The organism is Sphingomonas sp. GV3, assembly GCF_031082075.1.
Lineage (GTDB): Bacteria > Pseudomonadota > Alphaproteobacteria > Sphingomonadales > Sphingomonadaceae > Sphingomonas > Sphingomonas beigongshangi.
The window spans coordinates 2,230,695-2,251,829 of the sequence record NZ_JARWLE010000001.1; the positions used below are offsets into that span (position 1 = coordinate 2,230,695).

Here is a 21,135-nt window from a genome sequence, read left to right on the forward strand (position 1 = left end):
CCGCAAAAGATGAACGCAACCTGTCCGCAACCGCACCGAATTAAGGCAAAGCGCACTTCATGCGGCGCCCGCGTCCGGGTCGCGCGCCTCCAGCGAGAGACTGATTCACGTGCGTGAAAGTGGTGCCGGCTCTCAGCCCACCGGCCGCCCATCCAGGATACGCTGTGTAGCCGGCCGGGTGGGGGTGGGGCCGGTACCGCGCCGATCCAGCTTTGCTGGATCGCACCCTAGCCGGAAGCAGACGGCGCGGAACGCGCCTGGGGCCGGCATGGTCGACATCACGACGAAAGCCGCCGGCACCATCACGGCACCGGCGGCTTTCGTCGATCCGACACGTCGGCAAGGGCGGCGGACCGCCCGCGACGCGCTTACTTGATCTTGGCTTCCTTGAACTCGACGTGCTTGCGCACGACGGGATCATACTTGTTGAAGCTCAGCTTCTCGGTCTTGGTGCGCGGGTTCTTCTTCGTGACGTAGAAGAAGCCGGTGTCGGCGGAGCTGACGAGCTTGATCTTGACGGTAGTCGGCTTGGCCATGGCCTGTATTCCTGAAAACGCATAAGAGCGGCGGCACGGACGCCACCGCTCGATCAGCCGCGGCGCATGGCGGATAGCAGCGGCAAAGTCAACCGCGGCGACACGCGGCGACAAGGGCACGGCCGCTTAACCATGAGGTTACCACCGTCGTGCGACCATGCGCCGACAAGGAAAGACGAAGCAGGGGGTGGATCATGGCAGGAACTGTGGAGGCGTCGCATCTCGCCGCGGTCAGGGCGGATCTCGCGGCGCGAATCGCGGCGATCGACGATCGGGCATCGCGCAGCGCGGCATGCGAACTCGCGCGTGACGTGGACGCGATCCGGCTGATCGCGCATCGCAACGGTCTGGCCCCGGCGGTGACGGTCGCGCATTTCCTCGATTCGGCGCTCGCGCGCGGCGACCATGGCGCGCTGGTGCATGGCTGGCTGGCCATTCTGGGCGATGCGGTGGCGTGCGAGCGACAGGACCTCGCCGCCTGCGACGCCTTTGCCGCAGCCTGCTCGGTCCGCCTGGCGCACTGATCGGCGCATGGACGCATTGATGGCGGCGCTGCTCGCGGCGGCCCTCGGCCAGATCGGCGACCGGCCCGCACGACTCGCGGCGATCCTTGCCGACCGCCACGCACGCGCCGGCGCCGTCATCGTCGCGAGCCTGGTGGCGCTGGCTGTCGCGTCGGGCATAGCCGCGACGCTTGGCGCGCTGCTCGCCCCGAGGCTGACGCCGGAGGCGCGTGCGCTGTTCGTGGCGCTCGCGCTGGCACTGCAGGGTGCCGGGATGCTGTTCTCCGCCAAGGCGCCCGAGCGGCTCGAACGGTGGCGGCTCGGCGCCTTCGGCACCAGCCTGGCCGGACTGTTCATCCTCGCCTTTGGCGACGGCGTCCAGTTCGTCATCCTCGCGCTGGCGGCGCGCGCAGGCGAGCCGCTGTTCGCGACGATCGGCGCCACCATCGGCGGGGTCGTGCCGCTTGCCGCCGCCGCGACACTCGGCGAGGCGGCGTGGCAGGCGCTGCCGCAGCAGCTGTTCCGCCGCATCGCCGCCGTGGCCTTCCTGAGCGCCGCGGCCTGGCTGGCACTCAGCGCGCTTCGCCTGATCTGACGCGTCGATCAGACAGGATGGGAATTCTCCTTCGACCCAGAGGGAGCCATCGGGCCATCGGATCGTTGCCGCAACGATTTTAAAACCCCAGTCTCGGGAGACCCATGATGGCCGATACCGATCCGGCGCTGCGCACGCCGACCGATCTCAGCAACACGCGATCCGTCGCCGACGCGCTCAATACCGCGCTCGCCGATTGTTTCGCGCTCTACCTGAAGACCAAGAATTTCCACTGGCACGTCTCGGGCCCGCATTTCCGCGACTATCACCTGCTGCTCGACGATCAGGCTGCGCAGGTCCTCGGCGTCACCGACGCGATCGCCGAGCGGGTTCGCAAGATCGGCAACACGACCCTGCGGTCGATCGGCGACATCAGCCGCCGTCAGACGATCGCCGACAACGACAAGGATTTCGTCGACGCGCAAACGATGCTCGCGGAACTGCGCGACGACAATCTGAAGCTGGTCGAGGCGTTCCGGACCGTGAAGGACGCCGCCGAGGATGCGAAGGACAATGCCACCAGCGGCATCGTCGACGAATGGACCGACCAGGCGGAAGAGCGCGCCTGGTTCCTGTTCGAGGCGAGCCGCAAGGGCTGATCCGCCGGAACATGGCGGCCTTCCACCGGTTCACTCGGTCAGGAGGCTGCCATGCTGAAGCTTGCACTCATTTTCCTCGTCGTCGGCGTGCTGCTGGGCGTGCTGGGGTTCGGCGGGATCGGCGGTGCGTTCATCGGGATCGCGAAGATCCTGTTCTTCATTGCGATCGCGCTGTTCCTGATCTTCCTCGTTCTCGGCCTGATCGCCGGCAAGACGGTCAGCGACGCTATCGACTGACCCCGCCGCCGACGGTAATCAGCCACCAGTCCGGCGGCGCGCCCAGGCGGATCGGCGCGGTGCCGCCACCGACCCCCGCGGTCACGATGACCGTCCGCCCCGGATCCTCGATCCGCCCGCATCGATACCGCGGATCGTACAGCCGCTGGCCGTTGGTCGGGCTGACCGTGATCGCGCCCCGCCCCGTCGGCCACACGACCTGGCCGCAATGCGTGTGGCCCGCCAGCAGAAGCGGCGCCTGACCCGCGGGGAGGCGCGGGATCACGTCCGGCGAATGCGTGACCGCGACCATCGCGCCCGTGCCCGTGCCGGCAAAGGCGCGCGCGATGTCGTCGTGCCCGCTATACGCATCGTCGATGCCCACGATCGTCACCGGCCCGGCCCTGACGCTCTGATTGGCCAGCGTCGGAATGCCCGCCGCGCGCAGCGCGCGCCGGACGTGGTCCGCGCCCGTCCAATGATCGTGGTTGCCGAGTACGGCATACCGCCCGGTCCGCGCGCGCAGCTTCGACAGCGGCACGGTCAGGCGCGCTGCCAGGCCCGCCCCGCCGGCCGCATCATGGCCGATGACGAAATCCCCCGCGAGCACGACCAGGTCGGGACGGCGGCCATTCACCTGGTCGACGATCCGCGCCAGCCTGTGCGCGTCCATCGCGCGATTGCCGATATGGATGTCGCTGATCAGAGCGACAGTGAGCGGCGGCGCGCCCGCGGGCCAGTGCGGCAGCGCGACGCGGGTCGTCCGCACGATCGGGTCGGCGACGATCTCGCGCGCGCCGATACCGCCCAATAGGGCGAGCGACAACGCCCCCGCCAGCAACGTCGCCCAGACCGTCCGCCTCCGCCATCCCATCGAGGCGACGATAGCGGGAGCGCTTGGCCACGCCTATGCGTTCAATGGCCATGCACGCCTTCGCCGCGCTCCTCGACTCTCTCATCTACACGCGCGGCCGCAACGCGAAGCTCAAGCTCATCGTCGACTATCTCCACACGACGCCCGATCCCGATCGCGGCTGGGCGATGGCCGCGCTGACCGGGGATCTCGACATTCCGGGTATCAAGCCGGCCGTCGTGCGGGCGCTGATCGAGGCGCGGGTCGACCCCGTGCTGTTCCGCATGAGCCGCGACTATGTCGGCGACACCGCGGAGACGGTAGCCCTGCTCTGGCCCGCCCCCGTCCCCGCCCCCGCCGGGCCACCGCTGACGGTGGCGACGGTGGTCGAGACGCTGCTCCACCTGTCGCGCTCGGACGCGCCCGCCGCGCTCGCCGGCATGCTCGACCGACTCGATGCGGAGGAGCGGTTCGCGCTGCTCAAGATGGCGACCGGCGCCTTGCGCATCGGCGTCTCCGCGCGCCTCGCCAAGACCGCGCTCGCCCAGGCCTTCGACCTCGACGTCGATGCGGTGGAGGAGGTGTGGCACGGCCTCGCGCCGCCCTATGAGCCCCTGTTCGCCTGGGCTGCGGGCGGCGCGCAGCCGACCGCCGCGGACGTGCCCGTGTTCCGCCCCTTCATGCTCGCGCACGGGCTCGAGGATGCGCAGGTCGACCTCGCCGATTATGCGGCGGAATGGAAATGGGACGGCATCCGCGTCCAGATCGTCCACACCGCCGGCCAGACGCGCCTCTACAGCCGCACCGGCGACGACGTCACCGCCAGCTTCCCCGACGTCGCGGCGGCCTTCTCCACGCCGGGCGCGGTCGACGGCGAACTGCTCGTCAAGGGCGAGGCGCAGGGCGGCACGCTGGAGGACGGCGGCGGCGCGGCGAGCTTCAACGCGCTGCAGCAGCGACTCGGGCGCAAGCAGGTGTCGGCGAAGATGCTTGCCGACTATCCCGCCTTCGTCCGCCTCTACGACATATTGTTCGACGGCGCGGAGGACCTGCGGCCACTGCCCTGGACCGAGCGCCGGGCGCGGCTGGAGGCGTTCGTCCCGCGCCTCGACCCCGATCGATTCGACATCAGCCAGATCATCGCCGCCGACAGCTTCACCGCGCTGGAGGCGATCCGCGCCGGCGCGCGCGACGCGGCGATCGAGGGCGTGATGCTCAAGCGGCGCGACAGCCCCTATGTCGGCGGTCGCCGCGCCGGCCTGTGGTACAAATGGAAACGCGATCCGCTCACCGCCGATTGCGTGATGATGTACGCGCAGCGCGGCAACGGCCGCCGCTCCTCCTATTATAGCGATTACACCTTCGGCTGCTGGACCGAGGAGGGCGAGCTGCTGCCCGTCGGCAAGGCCTATTCGGGGATTACCGACGAGGAACTGCGGATGCTCGACAGCTTCGTCCGCCGGAACACGGTGCAGCGCTTCGGCCCGGTGCGGGAGGTGGAGAAGACGCTCGTGCTGGAGATCGCGTTCGATTCGATCCACGCCTCCAGCCGGCACAAGTCCGGCGTCGCCATGCGCTTCCCGAGGATCGCCCGCATTCGCACGGACAAGCCGGCGGCGGAGGCGGACCGGGTGGAAACACTGCGGCGGCTGGTGACGTAGGACCACATCGGATCGCCCTCCGCTTTCTCAAGACCGGCGGCGTGCGCGGCACCCGTGGGATGGCACAGTATGCCGCGTCCGCTGAATTGCCCGATCGACCCGCCAATCCTATGTCCACGGGCTTGTCGCGGAGCACCCGCCGCGCGTGTATACCGCACGAGGAACACGGCGTTGCGACGGGAAAGGCCAGGCATGCCCGACGTTGGCGAGGAGCCCTGCTTCGGTTGCGGCGGACGGTTTCCAGCCATGTCCGGGCCGACGCACAGCTATATGCTGTCGACCCCCGGCTGCTGGTCTTCCTATGGTCGCCTGCTCGCGCGTGAATACGAGAATCCGGCCTTGTTCGGGGCCGTTCACAGGCTGACCGTCGACGCTTTTGCCTTGCAGCATCCCGGTGATGCCACCGACCGCCGCGCGGTACAGTCCGTATGGGTACATTATGCCGCCTTGCGGCTCGCTTTCGAACACGGGCGTGCGCACACCGAGATCACGCGAATCATGCAGACGCTTGCGCGGGGCACGTTCGCTCCCTGGCCGGAAGTGCCGAAGGGGTTCGATATGACCCACGCCGACGTGATCGCGGCAGCGGAAACACTGCACGCCTCGATGGTTCGGGATTGGGCGCGGTGCGCCTATGCCGCATGGGCGGCCCTGAGCCGTCCGACCGACATGCTGCTCGAACGACTCGGCGTATAGCTGGCGCTACCCCGCCGCGGGTTCCAGCTTCACCTCGAAGATCGTCGGCCACAGCTTGCCCGTAATGAACAGCCGACGGCCCTTCTCGTCCCACGCGATGCCGTTCGGCACGGCTTCCGGATCGGTCGCCTTCACTTCCGCGATGATGGGCCGGAGATCGACGACCGCGTCGACCTTGCCGCTGTTGGGGTTGATCCGCACGATCCAGGGCGTGCGCCAGACGTTGGCGAGGATCCGGCCGTCGATGAGCTCCAGCTCGTTGAGCTGATCGACCGGCTTGCCCCGGATCGTCACCGCCAGCCGACCGGTGACGCGCATCGTCGCCGGATCGAAGCGCTTCAGCGTCGCGCTGCCGTCGGATTCGATCAGGCTCTTGCCCTCGTTCGCGAGGCCCCAGCCCTCGCCCGGGAAACGCGCGGTGCCGATCGGGCGGAGCGTCTTGCGGTCCCAGCGGTGCGCGACACCGTCGTGCCAGGTGAGGCTGATCAGCTGGTCGCCCCAGCGGGCCAGCCCCTCGCCGAATTGCGCGGGCGGGATGGTCGCACGGGCCAGCACCTTGCCGTCGGCGAGCCGTACGCGCCGTACCTCCGATTCGCCTTCACGGCCGACGCTTTCGTAGAAGCCGCCGTCGGCGAAGATCAGCCCTTCGGTAAAGGCGCGCGTATCGTGCGGATATCGCGCGACGACATGCGCGACGAGCAGCGGGACGGGTGCATCGGCTGCAGGCGGCGCGGCTTGCGGCATCGGCGCGGCGGCACCGGCAAGCAGCACGGGAAGGGCGGACAGGATCGACCAGAAACGCATTGGCAGGCCCCCAGAACACGAACGGCCCGCCCGGACAATCCGGACGGGCCGCCGTCATCACATCAGGATCGGTTCGATCAGCTCGCCGAGGACAGGTTGACCGCAGCGTACTTGCCGCGACGATCGACCTCGATCTCGAACTGCAGACGGTCGCCCTCGTTCAGCGTCGGCATGCCGGCGCGCTCGACGGCCGAAATGTGGACGAACGCGTCGGGCTGGCCGTCGTCGCGCTGAATGAAGCCGAAGCCCTTCATCGCGTTGAAGAACTTGACCGTGCCGGTCGCCTTCTCGCCGGTCAGCTGTCGCTGCGGGCCACCCGCGCCGCCGCGCGGACCGCGGTCACCGCCGCCGAAGCCACCCTCGCGCGGTTCGCGCGGGGCGCGCTCCTGCACGGGCATCGGCTCGCCGTCGATCTTGAGCTCGGTCGCCGAAATGCGGCCGCCACGGTCGACGAGCGTGAAGCCGAGCGGCTGACCCTCGGCGAGACCGGACAGGCCGGCCTGCTCGACAGCCGAGATGTGGACGAACACGTCCTCGCCACCGTCGTCGCGAACGACGAAGCCAAAGCCCTTCTGCGCATTGAAGAACTTGACGACGCCGGTGCCCTCGCCGACGACCTGCGGGGGCATGCCGCGGCCGCCGCCGAAGCCGCCACCACCGCCGCCGAAGCCGCCACCGCCGCCGCCGCCGCGGTAACCACCACCGCCGCCGCCGCCGCCGAAGCCGCCACCGCCGAAGCCGCCGCGGTCGCCACCACCGAAGCCGCCGCCGCCGAAGCCGCCACGGTCACCGCCGCCGAAACCACCGCCACCGAAGCCGCCGCCGAAATCGTCGCCACCGAAGCTGTCGCGCTTGTCGCGACCACGTCCGCCACGATTGCCGCGGCCACCCTTGTCGTAACTCATAAACCTGTTCGTCTTCCCGGTTCGCCCGCATCCGATCCTGTCGAAGAACCCGTGCGCCGGACGACGAACGCGAGCCTTCGGGCGCGAAACCTTTTGCGCCATGCCCGAACCCATAGCGCACAAAGCAAGCCCCTGCGAACAAATTCGTCGCGTCCGGGGTGCGTTTGGTGTCAATACTTGCGCGGGCGTGGCCGGAACGGCACAGCCTGGGATAATCTTTCGGCTTTCCCTGTCGATCGCAACGCGCGCACGCCTCGCCCATTGAGCCGGCTGGCCGCACGGCGTAGGGGCGATTCGCATGACCGTTTACTTCCACGAGGAAGACCTCCCCGCCGACGTCTTCGCCCCCGGTGCCGCGATCGCGGTCGACAGCGAGACCATGGGTCTCATCACGCCGCGCGACCGCCTGTGCGTCATCCAGCTGTCCGACGGCGGCGGCGACGAGCATCTCGTCCGCTTCGCGCCGGGCAGCGACTATGCCGCGCCCAACCTGAAGGCGGTGCTCGCCGACCCCGCCCGGCTCAAGCTGTTCCATTATGGCCGCTTCGACGTTGCGGCGATCCAATATTATCTCGGCATCCTGGCCGCACCCGTCTGGGACACGAAGATCGCGTCGCGCCTGGTGCGTACCTATACCGACCGCCATGGCCTGAAGGAGCTGGTGCGCGAGCTGCTGGGGCAGGATCTGTCGAAGCAGCAACAGTCGTCCGACTGGGGCGGCCCCGAGCTGAGCGATGCGCAAAAGGATTATGCGGCCAGCGACGTGCGCTTCCTTCACCGGCTGAAGGACGAACTGGAGCGGCGGCTGGTCCGCGAGAACCGGATGGCGCTCGCCCAATCCTGCTTCGACTTCCTGCCGACCCGGGCGGCGCTCGATCTCGCCGGCTGGCCGGAGATCGATATCTTCGCTCACGCGTAATAGCCGCCATGTCCGACGTCGCCATCCGCGCCCGTACCGCCCGCCAGCGCTGGGCCGCCCCCGGCAGCCGTCACGACCGGCTGATCCGGGTGCTCGGCACCAGCCTGCCGATCGCGATCGGGGTGCTGGCGGCGTTCCTGGTGATGGCGCCGCTGACCGCGGGGAGCGAGGTATCGTTCGTGCTCGACAAGAACAAGGTCGAGGTCGCGCACGAGCGAATGAAGCTCCAGGCGGCGAGCTATCGCGGCCTCGACGATAAGGGGCAGGCGTTCCGTCTCGACGCCGGGTCCGCGGTCCAGCAATCCTCGTCGGTGCCGATCGTGCAGATCAATCGCATGGCCGCCGACCTGCAGCTGGCCGATGGCCCCGCCACCCTGCGCGCCGACAAGGGCAATTACGACCTCAACAGCGAACAGCTGCGCGTCCAGGGCCCGATCGCGGTGCGTGCGCCGAATGGCTACAGCCTCGACACCACCGATGCGGTGGTCGACCTCAAGTCGAAGACGGTGGAGAGCGACCGGCCGGTGACGGGCACGCTGAGCAACGGCCGCTTCCGCGCCGACAGCCTGCGCGCCAATCTGGATGATCGGCGCGTGCGGCTGGACGGCAATGTGCGCTTGCGGTTCTCGCCCGCAGGGGCGAAATAGCGCGCCATGCGATTTTCCGCCCAGATCCCGCTGTTGCTCCTCGCCGTCGCCGCGCCGCTGTCGGCGCAGCAGCGTCACAACTCGGACGCCCCGGTCAACGTATCCGCCGACAGCGCGGAACTGCAGGACAAGCAGCACCGCAGCGTGCTGTCGGGCCACGTCGTGATCCAGCAGGCGGAAATGACGCTGAACGCCGCGCGCGTGACGCTGGCCCTGACCGGCGAAGTCGTCGGCGGCAACCCGCAGATTTCGCGCGTCGACGCGGCTGGCGGCGTCCTGGTCCGCCGGCCGGGGCAGACCGCGCGCAGCCAATATGCGATCTACGACCTCAACCGCCGCGTGATCACGATGATCGGTGCAGTGACGCTGACGCAGGGCGGCAACACCGTCAACGGCGGCCGGCTGACGATCAACCTCGACACGGGTCGCGCGGTGATGGATGGATCGTCGGTCGCGGGCGGCACGGCGTCCGGCAGCGGCGGCGACACGGGCGGCGTCGTGACGCAGGGCGGCGGACGCGTCACCGGCACCTTCTCGGTGCCGAAGCGCAACTGAGCGGCGATCGATCGGGATGCCGCCGCGTTCCGTCCGCATCGGCACACGCGGGGGCTTTCCTCCCGACGCGTAACGGGTCATGACGGCGACCGACGCGTCAGGGCATGCACGAATCCTGCCAAGCGATCGGCATGCGCGGTAAAGCGACGAGGATGTAAGGACGATGGACGCCGTATCCGACCTTCACGCCGCCGGGGCGATCCACGAGGCACCGACGTCGCGCGGCCTTCAGGTCGTGTCGATCGCCAAATCCTACGACAAGCGGGTCGTGCTCACCGACGTGTCGGTCAGCGTCGACCGCGGCGAGGTGATCGGCCTGCTCGGACCGAACGGCGCCGGCAAGACGACCTGCTTCTATTCGGTGATGGGGCTGGTGAAGCCCGATTCAGGCCGCATCATGCTCGACGGCGAGGATATCACCCGCCTGCCGATGTATCGCCGCGCGATCCTGGGCCTCGGCTATCTGCCGCAGGAGACGAGCATCTTCCGCGGCATGTCGATCGAGAAGAACATCTCCTCCGTCCTCGAGCTGGCCGAGCCCGATCCGGCGGAGCGCACGCGCAAGCTCGACCGGCTGCTCGACGAATTCGGCCTCACCCGCCTGCGCGCCGCGCCGGCGATGGCGCTGTCGGGCGGCGAGCGGCGGCGGGCGGAGATCGCGCGGGCGCTGGCCGCGGAACCGTCGATCATGCTGCTCGACGAGCCGTTCGCGGGCATCGACCCGATCTCGATCGCCGACATCCGCGACCTGGTGAAGGACCTGAAGCGCCGCGACATCGGCGTGCTGATCACCGACCACAACGTCCGCGAGACGCTCGACATCGTCGATCGCGCCTACATCATCTATGACGGGCGGGTGCTGTTCACGGGCAGCCCCGAGGAACTCGTCGCCGACGCCAATGTGCGCCGCCTGTACCTGGGCGAGGGTTTCTCGCTCTAGTCATGCGCGAAGGGCGGTACCCCTTCCCCTCTCCGGTCGGCAGAGGGACCAGCCGCCAGGAGGCGCGGGGCCATGCCGGGCGCGGCGCGATGTCCTTCGGGGCCCACCCGATGCCGGGCATGCCATGAGCCTCGCGCCACGCCTCGACCTGCGCCAGTCGCAGTCGCTGGTGATGACGCCGCAGCTGCAGCAGGCGATCAAGCTGCTGGCGCTGTCCAACCTGGAGATCGAGGCGTTCATCGCCGAGGAGATCGAGAAGAATCCGCTGCTTGAGGCGCCGCAGACTAACGAGATCGTGCGACCCGAACGGCCCGAGGCGGAAGAGCCGGCCGGCGCCGACGCACTGGTGACCGGGGCGGCGGCGGCCGACCCGCTCGACGTCGACTATGCCACCGAAAGTCACCAGCAGGACAGCGTGGCGGACGGGGGCGGCGGCTTCGACGGCGCGCTCTCCATGAACGGCGGCAGCGGGGGCGGTCTGGGTGGCGAGGACGCACCCGACCTCGACAGCTTCGCTGCCGCCGACATCAGCCTCGCCGACCATCTCCTCGCGCAGGCGGGGGCGGTGGTCGACGCCGCCGACTGGTTCATCGCGCAGCATCTGATCGACCAGCTCGACGAGGCGGGTTACCTCACGGTGCCGCTGCTCGACGTCGCGAACCGGCTTGGCACGCCCCGCGCCCGGGTCGAGCGCGTGCTCGCGCAGATCCAGTCGCTCGATCCGACCGGCGTCGGCGCGCGCGACCTGGCGGAATGTATCGCGCTTCAGGCGAAGGAGGCGGACCGTTACGACCCGTGCATGGCGCGGCTGATCGACAATCTCGACCTGCTCGCGCGCGGCGAGATCGCGCGGCTCAAGCGCATGTGCGGCGTCGACGACGAGGACATGGCGGACATGATCCGCGAGCTGCGGAGCTACGATCCCAAGCCCGGATGCCGTTTCGGCGGCGAGCCCGCGCCCGCGGTGACCCCGGACCTCTTCGTGCAGAAGACGAGGAACGGCTGGGGCATCGAACTCAACGCCGCGACGCTGCCGCGCGTGCTGGTCAACCGGCGCTATTACCACGAGCTGGCCCATGGCCCGCAGGACAAGGCGTCCAAGGCGTGGCTGACCGACGCGCTCGCTTCGGCCAACTGGCTGATCAAGGCGCTCGATCAGCGCCAGCGCACGATCATCAAGGTCGCGGCCGAGATCGTGAAGCAGCAGGAGGCATTCTTCCTCCACGGCGTCGCGCATCTCCGGCCGCTGACGCTCGCCAAGGTCGCCGAGGCGATCGAGATGCATGAATCGACCGTCAGCCGCGTCACCAGCAACAAATATCTGAGCTGCGCGCGCGGCGTCTTCGAACTCAAGTACTTCTTCACCAGCGCGATCCAGGCGGCGGACGGCGGCGATGCCGTGTCGGCGGAGGCGGTGAAAAGCGCGATCCGCGCGCTGATCGCGAACGAGGGCGCGAAGATCCTGTCCGACGACACTTTGGTCGAGCTGCTCCAGGCCAAGGGCTTCGACATCGCCCGCCGCACCGTGGCGAAATACCGCGAGGCGATGGGCATCGGCAGCTCCGTCCAGCGCCGCCGCGCCAAGGCCCTTGGGGGATAAGGGCGCATCGCACATTTTTGCCTCGATGCTTCGCCCCCTCTTCGCACCTCACCCATCATGCTAGGTTCGCGCCGACCATAACGCGGGAAGATGTCGGCCATGCGCGGGGCGTAATCGGATATTCGACGGCGGCGGCCTTGCTGGTACCGCTGGGTTCCGTAGGAGCGGACCAGCCGCTCGGCGACATCTGGCGGCGGCAGAGCGAGGCGATTGTCGTGACGGCCTGCCCAGCCGGCGGTGACAGCGATAGCAGTTGCCGCGGGCTTTTGGCACGACGCGGGAAGCAGGCGGTCCGGCTCGGCGCAGGCTATAATGTCGGCAAGGTCTTATGGTCGGGGAAAGCGAGCGCGGCGTCACCGGACGTCGTCCTACTGGGCGACAGCGGGGGCTCTGGGGGGGCGGGCGATCTCTTTGCCGTCACCTTCGCCGATCCGATCCACGTCCGCCGGCTTCAGGGCGAACGCATGGACTGGGCGAGGGCGCAGCGCGCGTCGAACCGGCTGCATCTCGAGGTCGCCTTCAACATTGAGTATTTCAACGGCGTGCCACACGCCGGTGTGTCGATCGTTCCTCTGCCTATCGTCTGGTCGCATGGCGATTTCGCGATCGACCTTGCCGCCCTGACGAAACGGCCGGCGATAACTGCCAGGGAATCACGGGCGATCGCACGGGAGCTTGATGCCTGGGCGCGCGCCGAACGGTCCGGCACGATGCCGAATGGGACGGTGTCGACCGTGACCATATTGGCCACCCTGATGCTTAGCGGCCGGACCTTGGAGGCGCGTAGGCTGCTGCACACCGCATGGCCGAGGCAGTTCCACGGTGAGGCAGCATTCTGGAACTCACTGTGCGCGGCGATCGTGGCGCACCCCTGGTGGACCCGGTTCGGCCTGCGACGCATTCCCGAGGCGTCGCGTATCGTCGCGGCGAGCCGGGCCGAACCGAGGCTCTGACACCCCTAGTCGTCCTCGTCCTCGAACCCCACCAGCGCCAGTGCGCGCGCCTTCATCTGGCGCTGCTCGCACCAATGGACCAGCGCCTCCTCGCGACCGTGCGTCACCCAGACCTCGCGGGGCGCGATCTCGGTCAGCGTTTGAGTCAGTTCGTCCCAGTCGGCGTGGTCCGACAGGATCAGCGGCAGCTCGACGTTCTTCTGTCGCGCGCGCTGCCGCACCCGCATCCAGCCGCTCGCCATCGCGGTGATCGGGTCGGGCAGCCGCCGCGACCAGCGGTCGTTGAGCGCGCCGGGCGGGCACATCACGACATGGCCTGCCATGTCCGCCTTCTTCGCATCGGCCACGGGGCGCAATTCGCCCAGACGAACGCCGTGTTCGGCGTAGAGGTCGCACAGGCGCTGCAACGCTCCATGCAGGTAGATCGGCGCCTCATGCCCACGTGCGCGCAGCTCGGCGATGACGCGCTGCGCCTTGCCCAGCGCATAGGCACCGACCAGCACGCAGCGGTCGGGATTCGCGTGCAACCGCTCCAGCAGCTTGTCGATCTCGTCGCCGGTATCGGGGTGGCGGAACACGGGCAGCGCGAAGGTCGCCTCGGTCACGAACACGTCGCACGCCACCGGCTGGAAGGGCGTGCAGGTCGGATCCGGCCGACGCTTGTAATCGCCCGATACGACGACGCGCTCGCTGCGATGGTCCAGCACGATCTGCGCGGAGCCGAGCACATGGCCCGCCGGCACGAAGCCGACATCGACTTCGCCGCCCTTTCCGTCGGACAGTCGGATTGTCTCGCCATAAGCGACCGGCGCACCCGCCTGCGGGCCGTAGCGCGCCTCCATGATCGCCAGCGTTTCCGGCGTCGCCCAGACGATGCCGTGGCCGCCGCGGGCGTGATCGGCATGACCATGGGTCACCAAGGCGCGCGCGCTCGGTTCCGACGGATCGATCCACGCATCCGCCGGCCGCACGTAGATCCCGTGCGGATGGGGTTCGAGCCAGTCTCCGAGCCGTGCCATGCCCGCTTCTACGCGCAAGCGGATCGATTCGCCGCATCGCCTCGTTGAGCTCGCTCAGTTTCGGGAGAGTGCAAATGGCCGACAATCCCTCCGACGGGCTCTGGGCCTTCGTCGTGATCGGCGGCTTCATCATCCTGGGTCTAGCGATCGCCTTCGCCAAGTTTCGCAATCGCGCCAGTGCCGCCGACAAAGCACGTACCGAACAGGCGACACGCGACGTCTATGCCGCGGAAGAGGCGGATCGGCGGCGATCCTGAGCCGATCGTGCCAGGGGCTGACCGGCTGACGACCTGGGTTCGGCTTCCTACATAGGCCGGGATGCTCGACCCCATCCTTCCCGCGCCGCTCGCCGGCTGGTTTGCTGACAGGGGTTGGCGGCCGCGGCGGCACCAGCTCGACATGCTGCGCGAAGGGCGAGCCGGGCGTCATGCGCTGCTCGTCGCGACCACCGGTGCCGGCAAGACGCTCGCGGGTTTCCTGCCGACGCTCGCCGAGTTGATCGACCATCCGCGCGAGGGGCTGCACACGCTCTATGTCTCGCCGCTGAAGGCGCTCGCCGTCGACATCCAGCGCAACCTCGTCACGCCGATCGACGAAATGGGCCTCGACATCCGCGTCGAGACCCGCACCGGGGATACGCCGTCCGACCGCAAGGCGCGCCAGCGCGTGAGACCGCCGCAGATCCTGCTGACGACGCCCGAATCGCTGTCGCTGCTGCTCAGCTATCCCGACGCGGCGACGATGTTCGAGGGACTGAGGACGATCGTCGTCGACGAGGTCCATGCCTTCGCCACGGGCAAGAGGGGCGATCTGCTGTCGTTGTGCATGGCGCGGCTGCAACGGCTGGCGCCGGGCTGCCGCCGCGTCGCCCTGTCGGCAACGGTCGCCGATCCCGACGCCTACCGCGCCTGGCTGGCACCCGACGGCGACATCGACCAGGTTTCCCTGGTCCACGGCGAGCCGGGCGCCGACCCGAACATCGCGATTCTCCTGCCCGAGGGGCGGGTGCCATGGAGCGGCCATTCGGGGCGCTATGCCGCAAGCCAGGTGATGACGGAGATCGCGGCGCATCGCACCACGATCGTCTTCTGCAACACGCGCAGTCTCGCCGAGCTGATCTTCCAGGACCTTTGGAAGGAGAATGCCGACAGTCTGCCGATCGGCGTCCATCATGGCAGCCTCTCGCTCGAAGCGCGCCGAAAGGTGGAAGGCGCAATGGCTTCGGGCCGGCTTCGTGCGCTGGTCGCCACCGCCAGCCTCGATCTGGGCGTCGACTGGGGTGATGTCGACTGCGTGATCCAGATGGGGGCGCCAAAGGGATCGAGCCGTCTGCTTCAGCGGATCGGCCGCGCCAACCACCGGCTCGACGAATCGTCCGAAGCGATCCTCGTCCCCGGCAACCGTTTCGAATATCTGGAGGCGCGGGCCGCGCTGGATGCCGTGGAGGAGGGCGCGCTCGACGCCGATCCCTTTCGACCGGGCGCCCTCGACGTCCTTGCGCAGCACGTCATGGCCTGTGCCTGCGCCGCGCCCTTCCGCCGCGACGCGCTGCTCGACGAGATTCGCGGGGCGACTCCCTATTCGGCGCTGCCCGACGAGACGTTCGACCGCGTACTCGGCTTCATCCGCGACGGTGGCTATTCGCTCAAGGCCTATGATCGGTTCAAGCGGCTGACGGAGGATGCGGACGGCACCTGGCGCGTCAGCCATCCCCGGTTCGTCCAGCAACATCGACTCAACGCGGGCATCATCGTCGAGGCGACGATGCTGACCGTTCGCTTCAAGAACGGCCGCAGCCTGGGCAAGGTCGAGGAGGGGTTCGCCGCGACGCTGACGCCGGGGGACACGTTCTTCTTCGCCGGTCTCAGCCTTGAGGTGGAGCGGATCGACACGGAGGATCTCGTCGTCCGCGCATCGTCTCGGCCCGCGCGCATCCCGACCTATGGCGGTGCGCGCATGCCGCTCTCGACGAATCTAGCCGATCGGGTTCGCGCCTTCCTTGCCGAACCTGACGAATGGGCACGATTTCCCGACGATGTCCGCGAATGGCTGGAGGTGCAGGCGCGCCGGTCCGCGCTGCCCCGTCCGGGCCAGCTGCTCGTAGAAACCTTCCCGCGCGAAGGGCGGCACTATATGGTCGCCTACAGTTTTGAAGGCTGGAACGCCCACCAGTCGCTCGGCATGCTGGTAACGCGGCGGATGGAGGCGCAGGGGCTCAAGCCGCTCGGCTTCGTCGCCAACGACTATGCGATCGCGACCTACGGGCTCGAACCGGTCACCGATCCGGCGGCATTGTTCAGCCCCGACATCCTCGAGCATGAATTCGTCGAATGGGTGGAGCGCAGCCATCTGCTCAAGCGCGCCTTCCGCGAGGTCGCCGTGATCGGCGGTCTCGTCGAGCGGCAGCATCCCGGCAAGCGCAAGACCGGGCGGCAGGTGACCTTTTCCACGGACCTCATCTACGACGTGCTACGCAAGTACGAGCCGACCCATCTGCTGCTGCAGGCGGCGTGGGAGGACGCGCGCGCAAGAATGACCGACGTCGGACGCCTCGCGGATCTGCTCGATCGCGCTGCCGACACGATGCTGCACGTCGACCGTGACCGCGTGACACCGCTTGCGGTCCCGGTCCTGACGCTGATCGGGCGCGAGCGGGTGGCGACGAACAGCGCCGACGATGCGCTGCTCGTCGAGGCGGAGGCGCTGGCTGCCGAAGCGATGCGGATGGATTGAGATTCCTCCGTCATGTCCGCAGAGGCGGGAATCCAGACGCGCCGACGCCGCGGCGCCATCGATACGTCAGCGTCTCTAGATCCCCGCCTGCGCGGGATGACGAAGAAAGGGGCAAGCAAACCCTTCACCTCCCCCGCCCGCATCGCCTAAGGGACATGAACCATGTGGCAGCTCTACCAATTCCCCCTATGCCCCTTCAGTCGTAAGGTGCGGCTGCTGCTCGGCGAGAAGGGCGTCGGCTACGAACTGGTGCGCGAATCGCCCTGGGAACGGCGCGACGAGTTCATGGACATGAACCCCGCCGGGCAGACGCCGGTCATGGTCGACGCCGGTCGCCCGGGGGCGCCGCTGATCGATTCGATGGCGATCTGCGAATATTTCGAGGAAACCGTCGACAAGGCGGCGACGATAAACGGTACGGCAGCGAACCGCGCCGAGATCCGCCGGCTGGTTGCCTGGTTCGACACGCATTTCTACCGCGACGTGACCGGGCCGCTGCTCCACGAACGCGTCGTGAAGCGGTTGGCACACCGCGCGGCGCCGGATGCCAAGGGGCTGCGCGAGGCGATGAAGGCCGCGGTTAGCCATCTCGACTATACCGACTACCTGCTCGACCATCGCAACTGGCTCGGTGGCGCGACGTTGAGCCTCGCCGACCTTGCCGCCGCGGCGCAGATTTCGGTCGCGGACTATCTCGGCGGCATCGACTGGAAGGGGCATGAGCAGACCGCGCGCTGGTATCGCGGGCTGAAGAGCCGCCCCTCCTTCCGCCCGCTGCTGTCGGAGCGAATGGAAATGATCGGACCGCCGGCCCATTACGACAATGTCGATTTCTGAGCCGATCGCCTTCGCCGACTTCGATCGGGTCGATATCCGCGTCGGCACGATCGTCGCGGCCGAACCCTTTCCGGAAGCCCGCAAGCCCGCGATCAAGCTGCGCATCGATTTCGGTGCGGATTTGGGCGTGAGGAAATCCTCTGCCAAGATCACCGACCATTACACGCCCGGCGCGCTGATCGGTCGACAGGTCGCCGCGGTCGTCAATTTCCCGCCACGCCAGATCGGACCGTTCATGTCGGAGGTGCTGACGCTGGGCTTTCCCGACGCCGACGGCAAGGTCGTGCTGATCGGACCCGGCCTGGCGGTCCCGAATGGCGGTCGCTTGTTCTGATCATCGCCCGCATTCGTCCTCTGACGATCGCGACCGGGACATCCCCTTCCCATCAGGTTCGGGACGGTTCGTCCGCCGCCAGCAGGTTCAGCGTCGCCGGGTCGCCCCTGCCGTCGTAGAATCGCGTGAGCACCGCAAGAAATGGCGCGGGGTCGTCCGCCACGGCTGCGAACAAGGTCATCGACGACCGCAGCTTGATCGCATCGATCCCGCCAAAAATGGCTTCGGCCGAACCCCCGGCGGCTGTCGCGGCACGTGTCGCCTCGATCAGTCTGGGTCCCAGCACCGGGTGCGCGACATAGGCGCGCGCCGCTTCTGCCGACGAAATCGCATAGAAGCGCGCGTTCTCGCTCCGCCCCAGCCCCGCGAGCTGCGGGAAGATGAACCACATCCAATGGCTGGTCTTGCGCCCGCGCCGCAGTTCGCCGAGCGCGGCGGCGTAGGTCGAGGCCTGTGCCGCGAGGAAACGGTCGGGATCAAAGCCGGTCATCATCGAGGCAACCGCCGGAGCGGCTGCTGCGTTCCAACGGCATGACCCGCCTGCGCCCCGCCCTCGCGCTCCCGTTGCTCCTCGTGGTCGCCGCCTGCGGCAGCCGCGAAAAGGCCGCCGCCACCAATGCCGTCGCGCCGGCGGGTTTCGTGCCGCCGCCGATGCAAAAGGCAAAGCCGTTGCCGGGACAGGAACAACGACCGCCGCTAGGCGACTATGTCGGCAAATATCCCACCGATGCGGTTTCCGGCATCGCGTTCTTCGACCGCACCGAGGTCGCGCAGGCACTTGTCGACGCCGTCGGCGACGAAGCCTTGCGCCACCGCATCGTGGCGCGCGATTCGGTGACGGTACCCATCTTCCGCCTGCCGGATGGCCGGATCGCCGCACACGGTTGCACAGCCCACGATTGCGGCGACCAGAACTGGACCTTCATCATCCAGCCGGATGGCAATCGCGGCGAGGCATGCTGGCATGACGCGGACAAGGCGCGGGATGCGAGCTTCTGGTATGCCGGCAGCACCGCGATGCGGCGGCCCGGCGATTGTCCGCAGGGCTGAGGCACCGATGCTCGAACATATCCCGCATTGGCTGGGCAAGGCGCTGTCGGGGCTCCGGGCGGGCGCCGACAAGCTCGTCATCGCACGGCCCGAACTGGGCGGCGGCTATCCGGCGCTCACCCTCTCCAGTCCCGCGTTCGCCGACGGCGGACGCCTGCCGCCGCGGTTCACCGCCGACGGCGAGGGTATATCGCCGCCGCTGACCTGGGGAGAACCCCCTGCCGGGACGGCCAGCCTCGTGCTGATTGTCGAGGATGCCGACGCCCCGACGCCGCAGCCGCTCGTCCATGCGGTCGTCTGGCACCTTCCCGCCGATGCGGGACGGCTGGCGGAAGGGGCGATCGTCGCCGACGGCGGCGGAGAGGCCGCACGCGACGTCGGACGCAACAGCTATTTCGCGGAGGGCTGGCTGCCACCCGATCCGCCGACCGGGCACGGCGCACATCGCTATGCCTTCCAGCTCTTTGCATTGGATGCGGACGCGGGCGATCCTGGCGAGACGCCTGGCCGCAGCGCGGTGGTAACCGCCATGGCGGGGCATGTGTTGGCGGCGGGGGTGCTGATCGGTACCTACGATCGCGGCGAGGAGGCTTCCGTGGGGCCGTCAGGCACGGCGGCGATCGCTTGAGGCGGCGGACCGGCCCGGCATCGTGCCGGGCCCGGTGTCGCCAGACGGGCGTCAGGCCCTTTGGTCAGGCCCGGTAATCAGGCGAAGTGGACGCCGCCCTGGCTGGCGATGACGAGGACGGTGGTCGCGAACGACGCGACGGCGATGAACAGGCTGCGATACATCGTGTCTCTCCCAGGCATGGGTGCGATCAGGCGATCGGCAGGACGGGGACGGCGGCGCTGACCGCCAGTGCGGCGAAGGCGACGGCGACGATCATCGAGACGGCGGTGCGCTGGGCGGCTTCGAAACGGAGGAACATGGTGGCAATCCCTTTGTGTGTCCCGCGGTCCATTCCGCGATGACATACCGGGCTTTGCAGCCAGCGTGCCAGATTCGATAAATCTCTGTTTTTGCTAGTTTTTCTATCGTGGCGAACGGGCGTTTAGCGTATTACGCCAACCTTGCCTGGGAAATCACGCCATTGTCAGGCGGCACATACCCGGTCGCGGCCTTCCGCCTTCGCGGTGTAGAGCAAGCGGTCCGCCCGATCGAAGGCGGCGGCGCTGTCTTCGCCGAACTGCACCGCGGTAACGCCGATCGACATCGTCACCGAGCCGAGCGGCTGATCGCTCTCGCGTATGCGGAAGCGCTTCGCCGCCATCATCGCCCGGACGCTGTCGAGATGATCCGCCGCCTGCGCCAGCGTCATGCCGCGCAACAGGATCGCGAATTCCTCGCCGCCGTGCCGCACGACCAGCTGGCCCGCGCACTCTTCGACGAGCAACCGCCCGACGGCGCACAGGACGCGATCGCCGACCGGATGGCCATGGATGTCGTTGATCCGCTTGAACCGATCGATATCCGCGACGGCCAGGCAATAGGGCCCGTCGTGCTCGGGCCGGGTCACGAACGACTCTTCGAACGCGCGGCGGTTGGGCAGGCCGGTCAGCGCATCGCGTCGTGCGGTATCGTTCGCCTCGTCGAGCTTAGCGCGCAGCGCCTCCGCCTCGCGCGTCGCGGAGGCAAGCCGCGCCTCCGCATCGCGAACCCGGGCGAGCATCGTGCCGGTGATGCGCGCGATCGCTTCCAGTCCTACCGCATGCCCGACCTGGGGCGCGGTGATCGCAGCAGCGCTTTCGGCGAGGTCGCGGCCGAATCCTCGCGTTTCATTCTGCATCGCCTGCATCATCGTCGTGAAATCGGCGACCTGGGCCTGGGTTTCCGCGACGAGACGGGCGGCGTTTTCTTCCAGCGCATCCGCGTGGCTGATATCCGGCTGCCGGGGCTGACCGGCTTCCGCGGCGGCGGATGCGCCAAGCGAAACCTTGCCGCCCAGCGACTCGATGTCGCCGCGCTGCAGCCGGAATCCGCCGTCGGTGAGACGTCGCACGGCCTGGGCGATCACGCCGTCGGGTTCGGTGACGATGGAATAGGCGAAACTGTAATGGGAGGGCTCCGGACTCAGCCCCTGCTCCGACAGGAAAGCGCCAATGCGGGCGAACACGTCGCCCTCACCGCCCTTTCTCGCCGTCATGGGTCCGCGCATGCCTGTCCCCCGGATAGATAGGCA

At 68.3% G+C, this 21,135-nt stretch carries 25 protein-coding genes; 18 read left to right on the top strand and 7 right to left on the bottom strand.

Going from position 1 to position 21,135, the window contains the following annotated elements; genetic code table 11:
* Positions 1-368: 368 nt before the first annotated feature.
* On the bottom strand, positions 369-536 hold the full coding sequence (gene rpmG, locus RF701_RS10600) for a 50S ribosomal protein L33 (protein WP_007407030.1): 168 nt from the start codon (positions 534-536) through the stop codon (positions 369-371).
* Positions 537-730: 194 nt separating this feature from the next.
* On the opposite strand from rpmG, the gene RF701_RS10605 reads away from it, so the two are divergent.
* The 4 genes from RF701_RS10605 (at position 731) to RF701_RS10620 (ending at position 2,470) form a co-directional block, all read left to right on the top strand.
* Complete coding sequence (locus RF701_RS10605) at positions 731-1,060, top strand: hypothetical protein (protein WP_287980284.1); 330 nt, start codon at positions 731-733, stop codon at positions 1,058-1,060.
* Between the two features lie 7 nt (positions 1,061-1,067).
* On the top strand, positions 1,068-1,634 hold the full coding sequence (locus tag RF701_RS10610; protein ID WP_308814941.1) for a TMEM165/GDT1 family protein: 567 nt from the start codon (positions 1,068-1,070) through the stop codon (positions 1,632-1,634).
* Positions 1,635-1,741: 107 nt separating this feature from the next.
* Positions 1,742-2,233, top strand: a complete 492-nt coding sequence (locus RF701_RS10615; RefSeq protein WP_308814942.1) for a DNA starvation/stationary phase protection protein — start codon at positions 1,742-1,744, stop codon at positions 2,231-2,233.
* Between the two features lie 51 nt (positions 2,234-2,284).
* Positions 2,285-2,470 (top strand): DUF1328 family protein, encoded by a 186-nt coding sequence (locus RF701_RS10620; RefSeq protein WP_308814943.1) that lies wholly within the window; start codon positions 2,285-2,287, stop codon positions 2,468-2,470.
* Here the strand turns inward: RF701_RS10620 and RF701_RS10625 are convergent.
* Entirely contained in the window at positions 2,460-3,275 is an 816-nt protein-coding gene (locus RF701_RS10625) for a metallophosphoesterase (RefSeq protein ID WP_308814944.1), read from the bottom strand. The genes RF701_RS10620 and RF701_RS10625 overlap by 11 nt on opposite strands.
* Positions 3,276-3,373: 98 nt before the next feature.
* Here RF701_RS10625 and RF701_RS10630 point away from each other — a divergent pair, with 98 nt between their 5' ends.
* The gene (locus RF701_RS10630; protein ID WP_308814945.1) at positions 3,374-4,963 is read left to right on the top strand and encodes a cisplatin damage response ATP-dependent DNA ligase; all 1,590 of its coding nucleotides are present in this window, start codon (positions 3,374-3,376) and stop codon (positions 4,961-4,963) included.
* Between the two features lie 192 nt (positions 4,964-5,155).
* A complete protein-coding gene (locus RF701_RS10635) occupies positions 5,156-5,659 on the top strand; it encodes a DUF5946 family protein (protein ID WP_210357567.1) in 504 nt (167 codons plus the stop codon).
* Positions 5,660-5,665: 6 nt separating this feature from the next.
* On the opposite strand, the gene RF701_RS10640 is transcribed toward RF701_RS10635, so the two are convergent.
* Both RF701_RS10640 and RF701_RS10645 read right to left on the bottom strand, forming a co-directional pair.
* Positions 5,666-6,463, bottom strand: coding sequence for a glutaminyl-peptide cyclotransferase (locus RF701_RS10640; protein WP_308814946.1), 798 nt, complete (start codon positions 6,461-6,463; stop codon positions 5,666-5,668).
* Between the two features lie 77 nt (positions 6,464-6,540).
* Positions 6,541-7,368 carry a cold-shock protein gene (locus RF701_RS10645; protein WP_210357565.1) on the bottom strand — a complete coding sequence of 276 codons (828 nt, stop codon included), beginning with the start codon at positions 7,366-7,368 and terminating at the stop codon, positions 6,541-6,543.
* 298 nt (positions 7,369-7,666) lie between these two features.
* On the opposite strand from RF701_RS10645, the gene RF701_RS10650 reads away from it, so the two are divergent.
* The 6 genes from RF701_RS10650 to RF701_RS10675 all read left to right on the top strand — a co-directional run bounded on the left by RF701_RS10650 (position 7,667) and on the right by RF701_RS10675 (position 12,982).
* Positions 7,667-8,287 (top strand): ribonuclease D, encoded by a 621-nt coding sequence (locus RF701_RS10650; RefSeq protein ID WP_210357564.1) that lies wholly within the window; start codon positions 7,667-7,669, stop codon positions 8,285-8,287.
* An 8-nt stretch (positions 8,288-8,295) separates the two neighbouring features.
* Entirely contained in the window at positions 8,296-8,934 is a 639-nt protein-coding gene (gene lptC / locus RF701_RS10655; RefSeq protein WP_203309207.1) for an LPS export ABC transporter periplasmic protein LptC, read from the top strand.
* Positions 8,935-8,940: 6 nt separating this feature from the next.
* Complete coding sequence (locus RF701_RS10660) at positions 8,941-9,489, top strand: LptA/OstA family protein (RefSeq protein ID WP_210357563.1); 549 nt, start codon at positions 8,941-8,943, stop codon at positions 9,487-9,489.
* 163 nt (positions 9,490-9,652) lie between these two features.
* A complete protein-coding gene (lptB, locus tag RF701_RS10665) occupies positions 9,653-10,429 on the top strand; it encodes an LPS export ABC transporter ATP-binding protein (protein WP_203309205.1) in 777 nt (258 codons plus the stop codon).
* Between the two features lie 124 nt (positions 10,430-10,553).
* Positions 10,554-12,029 (top strand): RNA polymerase factor sigma-54, encoded by a 1,476-nt coding sequence (rpoN, locus tag RF701_RS10670; protein WP_210357561.1) that lies wholly within the window; start codon positions 10,554-10,556, stop codon positions 12,027-12,029.
* Positions 12,030-12,166: 137 nt separating this feature from the next.
* Positions 12,167-12,982, top strand: a complete 816-nt coding sequence (locus RF701_RS10675; protein ID WP_308814947.1) for a hypothetical protein — start codon at positions 12,167-12,169, stop codon at positions 12,980-12,982.
* 5 nt (positions 12,983-12,987) lie between these two features.
* Here the strand turns inward: RF701_RS10675 and RF701_RS10680 are convergent, their stop codons facing one another.
* The gene (locus tag RF701_RS10680; protein WP_308814948.1) at positions 12,988-14,001 is read right to left on the bottom strand and encodes a ligase-associated DNA damage response exonuclease; all 1,014 of its coding nucleotides are present in this window, start codon (positions 13,999-14,001) and stop codon (positions 12,988-12,990) included.
* A gap of 74 nt (positions 14,002-14,075) precedes the next feature.
* Here RF701_RS10680 and RF701_RS10685 point away from each other — a divergent pair, with 74 nt between their 5' ends.
* From RF701_RS10685 to RF701_RS10700, 4 genes are all read left to right on the top strand, one after another.
* Entirely contained in the window at positions 14,076-14,258 is a 183-nt protein-coding gene (locus tag RF701_RS10685; protein WP_210357559.1) for a hypothetical protein, read from the top strand.
* A gap of 61 nt (positions 14,259-14,319) precedes the next feature.
* Positions 14,320-16,734 carry a ligase-associated DNA damage response DEXH box helicase gene (locus tag RF701_RS10690; RefSeq protein ID WP_308814949.1) on the top strand — a complete coding sequence of 805 codons (2,415 nt, stop codon included), beginning with the start codon at positions 14,320-14,322 and terminating at the stop codon, positions 16,732-16,734.
* A 162-nt stretch (positions 16,735-16,896) separates the two neighbouring features.
* Complete coding sequence (locus RF701_RS10695) at positions 16,897-17,571, top strand: glutathione S-transferase family protein (RefSeq protein ID WP_203309199.1); 675 nt, start codon at positions 16,897-16,899, stop codon at positions 17,569-17,571.
* Positions 17,558-17,905, top strand: coding sequence for a tRNA-binding protein (locus tag RF701_RS10700; RefSeq protein WP_308814950.1), 348 nt, complete (start codon positions 17,558-17,560; stop codon positions 17,903-17,905). The genes RF701_RS10695 and RF701_RS10700 overlap by 14 nt, the downstream gene beginning before the upstream one ends.
* Positions 17,906-17,957: 52 nt before the next feature.
* On the opposite strand, the gene RF701_RS10705 is transcribed toward RF701_RS10700, so the two are convergent.
* Positions 17,958-18,395: a DUF1810 domain-containing protein gene (locus RF701_RS10705; RefSeq protein ID WP_308815654.1), complete on the bottom strand. Its 438-nt coding sequence runs from the start codon at positions 18,393-18,395 to the stop codon at positions 17,958-17,960.
* Between the two features lie 41 nt (positions 18,396-18,436).
* On the opposite strand from RF701_RS10705, the gene RF701_RS10710 reads away from it, so the two are divergent.
* Complete coding sequence (locus RF701_RS10710; protein ID WP_308814951.1) at positions 18,437-18,955, top strand: hypothetical protein; 519 nt, start codon at positions 18,437-18,439, stop codon at positions 18,953-18,955.
* Between the two features lie 7 nt (positions 18,956-18,962).
* Positions 18,963-19,583: a YbhB/YbcL family Raf kinase inhibitor-like protein gene (locus RF701_RS10715; RefSeq protein ID WP_308814952.1), complete on the top strand. Its 621-nt coding sequence runs from the start codon at positions 18,963-18,965 to the stop codon at positions 19,581-19,583.
* A gap of 466 nt (positions 19,584-20,049) precedes the next feature.
* On the opposite strand, the gene RF701_RS10720 is transcribed toward RF701_RS10715, so the two are convergent.
* Positions 20,050-21,099: a GGDEF domain-containing protein gene (locus RF701_RS10720; RefSeq protein WP_308814953.1), complete on the bottom strand. Its 1,050-nt coding sequence runs from the start codon at positions 21,097-21,099 to the stop codon at positions 20,050-20,052.
* Positions 21,100-21,135: the final 36 nt, after the last annotated feature.

Coding starts and splice junctions, on each gene's coding strand:
- RF701_RS10635 (WP_210357567.1), top strand. CDS start 5,156: ATGCCCGACGTTGGCGAGGAGCCCTGCTTCGGTTGCGGCGGACGGTTT.
- RF701_RS10605 (WP_287980284.1), top strand. CDS start 731: ATGGCAGGAACTGTGGAGGCGTCGCATCTCGCCGCGGTCAGGGCGGAT.
- lptC (WP_203309207.1), top strand. CDS start 8,296: ATGTCCGACGTCGCCATCCGCGCCCGTACCGCCCGCCAGCGCTGGGCC.
- RF701_RS10650 (WP_210357564.1), top strand. CDS start 7,667: ATGACCGTTTACTTCCACGAGGAAGACCTCCCCGCCGACGTCTTCGCC.
- RF701_RS10700 (WP_308814950.1), top strand. CDS start 17,558: ATGTCGATTTCTGAGCCGATCGCCTTCGCCGACTTCGATCGGGTCGAT.
- RF701_RS10690 (WP_308814949.1), top strand. CDS start 14,320: ATGCTCGACCCCATCCTTCCCGCGCCGCTCGCCGGCTGGTTTGCTGAC.
- RF701_RS10615 (WP_308814942.1), top strand. CDS start 1,742: ATGGCCGATACCGATCCGGCGCTGCGCACGCCGACCGATCTCAGCAAC.
- RF701_RS10630 (WP_308814945.1), top strand. CDS start 3,374: ATGCACGCCTTCGCCGCGCTCCTCGACTCTCTCATCTACACGCGCGGC.
- RF701_RS10660 (WP_210357563.1), top strand. CDS start 8,941: ATGCGATTTTCCGCCCAGATCCCGCTGTTGCTCCTCGCCGTCGCCGCG.
- rpmG (WP_007407030.1), bottom strand. CDS start 536: ATGGCCAAGCCGACTACCGTCAAGATCAAGCTCGTCAGCTCCGCCGAC.
- RF701_RS10710 (WP_308814951.1), top strand. CDS start 18,437: ATGACCCGCCTGCGCCCCGCCCTCGCGCTCCCGTTGCTCCTCGTGGTC.
- RF701_RS10680 (WP_308814948.1), bottom strand. CDS start 14,001: ATGGCACGGCTCGGAGACTGGCTCGAACCCCATCCGCACGGGATCTAC.
- RF701_RS10715 (WP_308814952.1), top strand. CDS start 18,963: ATGCTCGAACATATCCCGCATTGGCTGGGCAAGGCGCTGTCGGGGCTC.
- RF701_RS10620 (WP_308814943.1), top strand. CDS start 2,285: ATGCTGAAGCTTGCACTCATTTTCCTCGTCGTCGGCGTGCTGCTGGGC.
- lptB (WP_203309205.1), top strand. CDS start 9,653: ATGGACGCCGTATCCGACCTTCACGCCGCCGGGGCGATCCACGAGGCA.
- RF701_RS10645 (WP_210357565.1), bottom strand. CDS start 7,368: ATGAGTTACGACAAGGGTGGCCGCGGCAATCGTGGCGGACGTGGTCGC.
- RF701_RS10640 (WP_308814946.1), bottom strand. CDS start 6,463: ATGCGTTTCTGGTCGATCCTGTCCGCCCTTCCCGTGCTGCTTGCCGGT.
- RF701_RS10685 (WP_210357559.1), top strand. CDS start 14,076: ATGGCCGACAATCCCTCCGACGGGCTCTGGGCCTTCGTCGTGATCGGC.
- RF701_RS10720 (WP_308814953.1), bottom strand. CDS start 21,099: ATGACGGCGAGAAAGGGCGGTGAGGGCGACGTGTTCGCCCGCATTGGC.
- RF701_RS10705 (WP_308815654.1), bottom strand. CDS start 18,395: ATGACCGGCTTTGATCCCGACCGTTTCCTCGCGGCACAGGCCTCGACC.
- RF701_RS10695 (WP_203309199.1), top strand. CDS start 16,897: ATGTGGCAGCTCTACCAATTCCCCCTATGCCCCTTCAGTCGTAAGGTG.
- RF701_RS10610 (WP_308814941.1), top strand. CDS start 1,068: ATGGACGCATTGATGGCGGCGCTGCTCGCGGCGGCCCTCGGCCAGATC.
- rpoN (WP_210357561.1), top strand. CDS start 10,554: ATGAGCCTCGCGCCACGCCTCGACCTGCGCCAGTCGCAGTCGCTGGTG.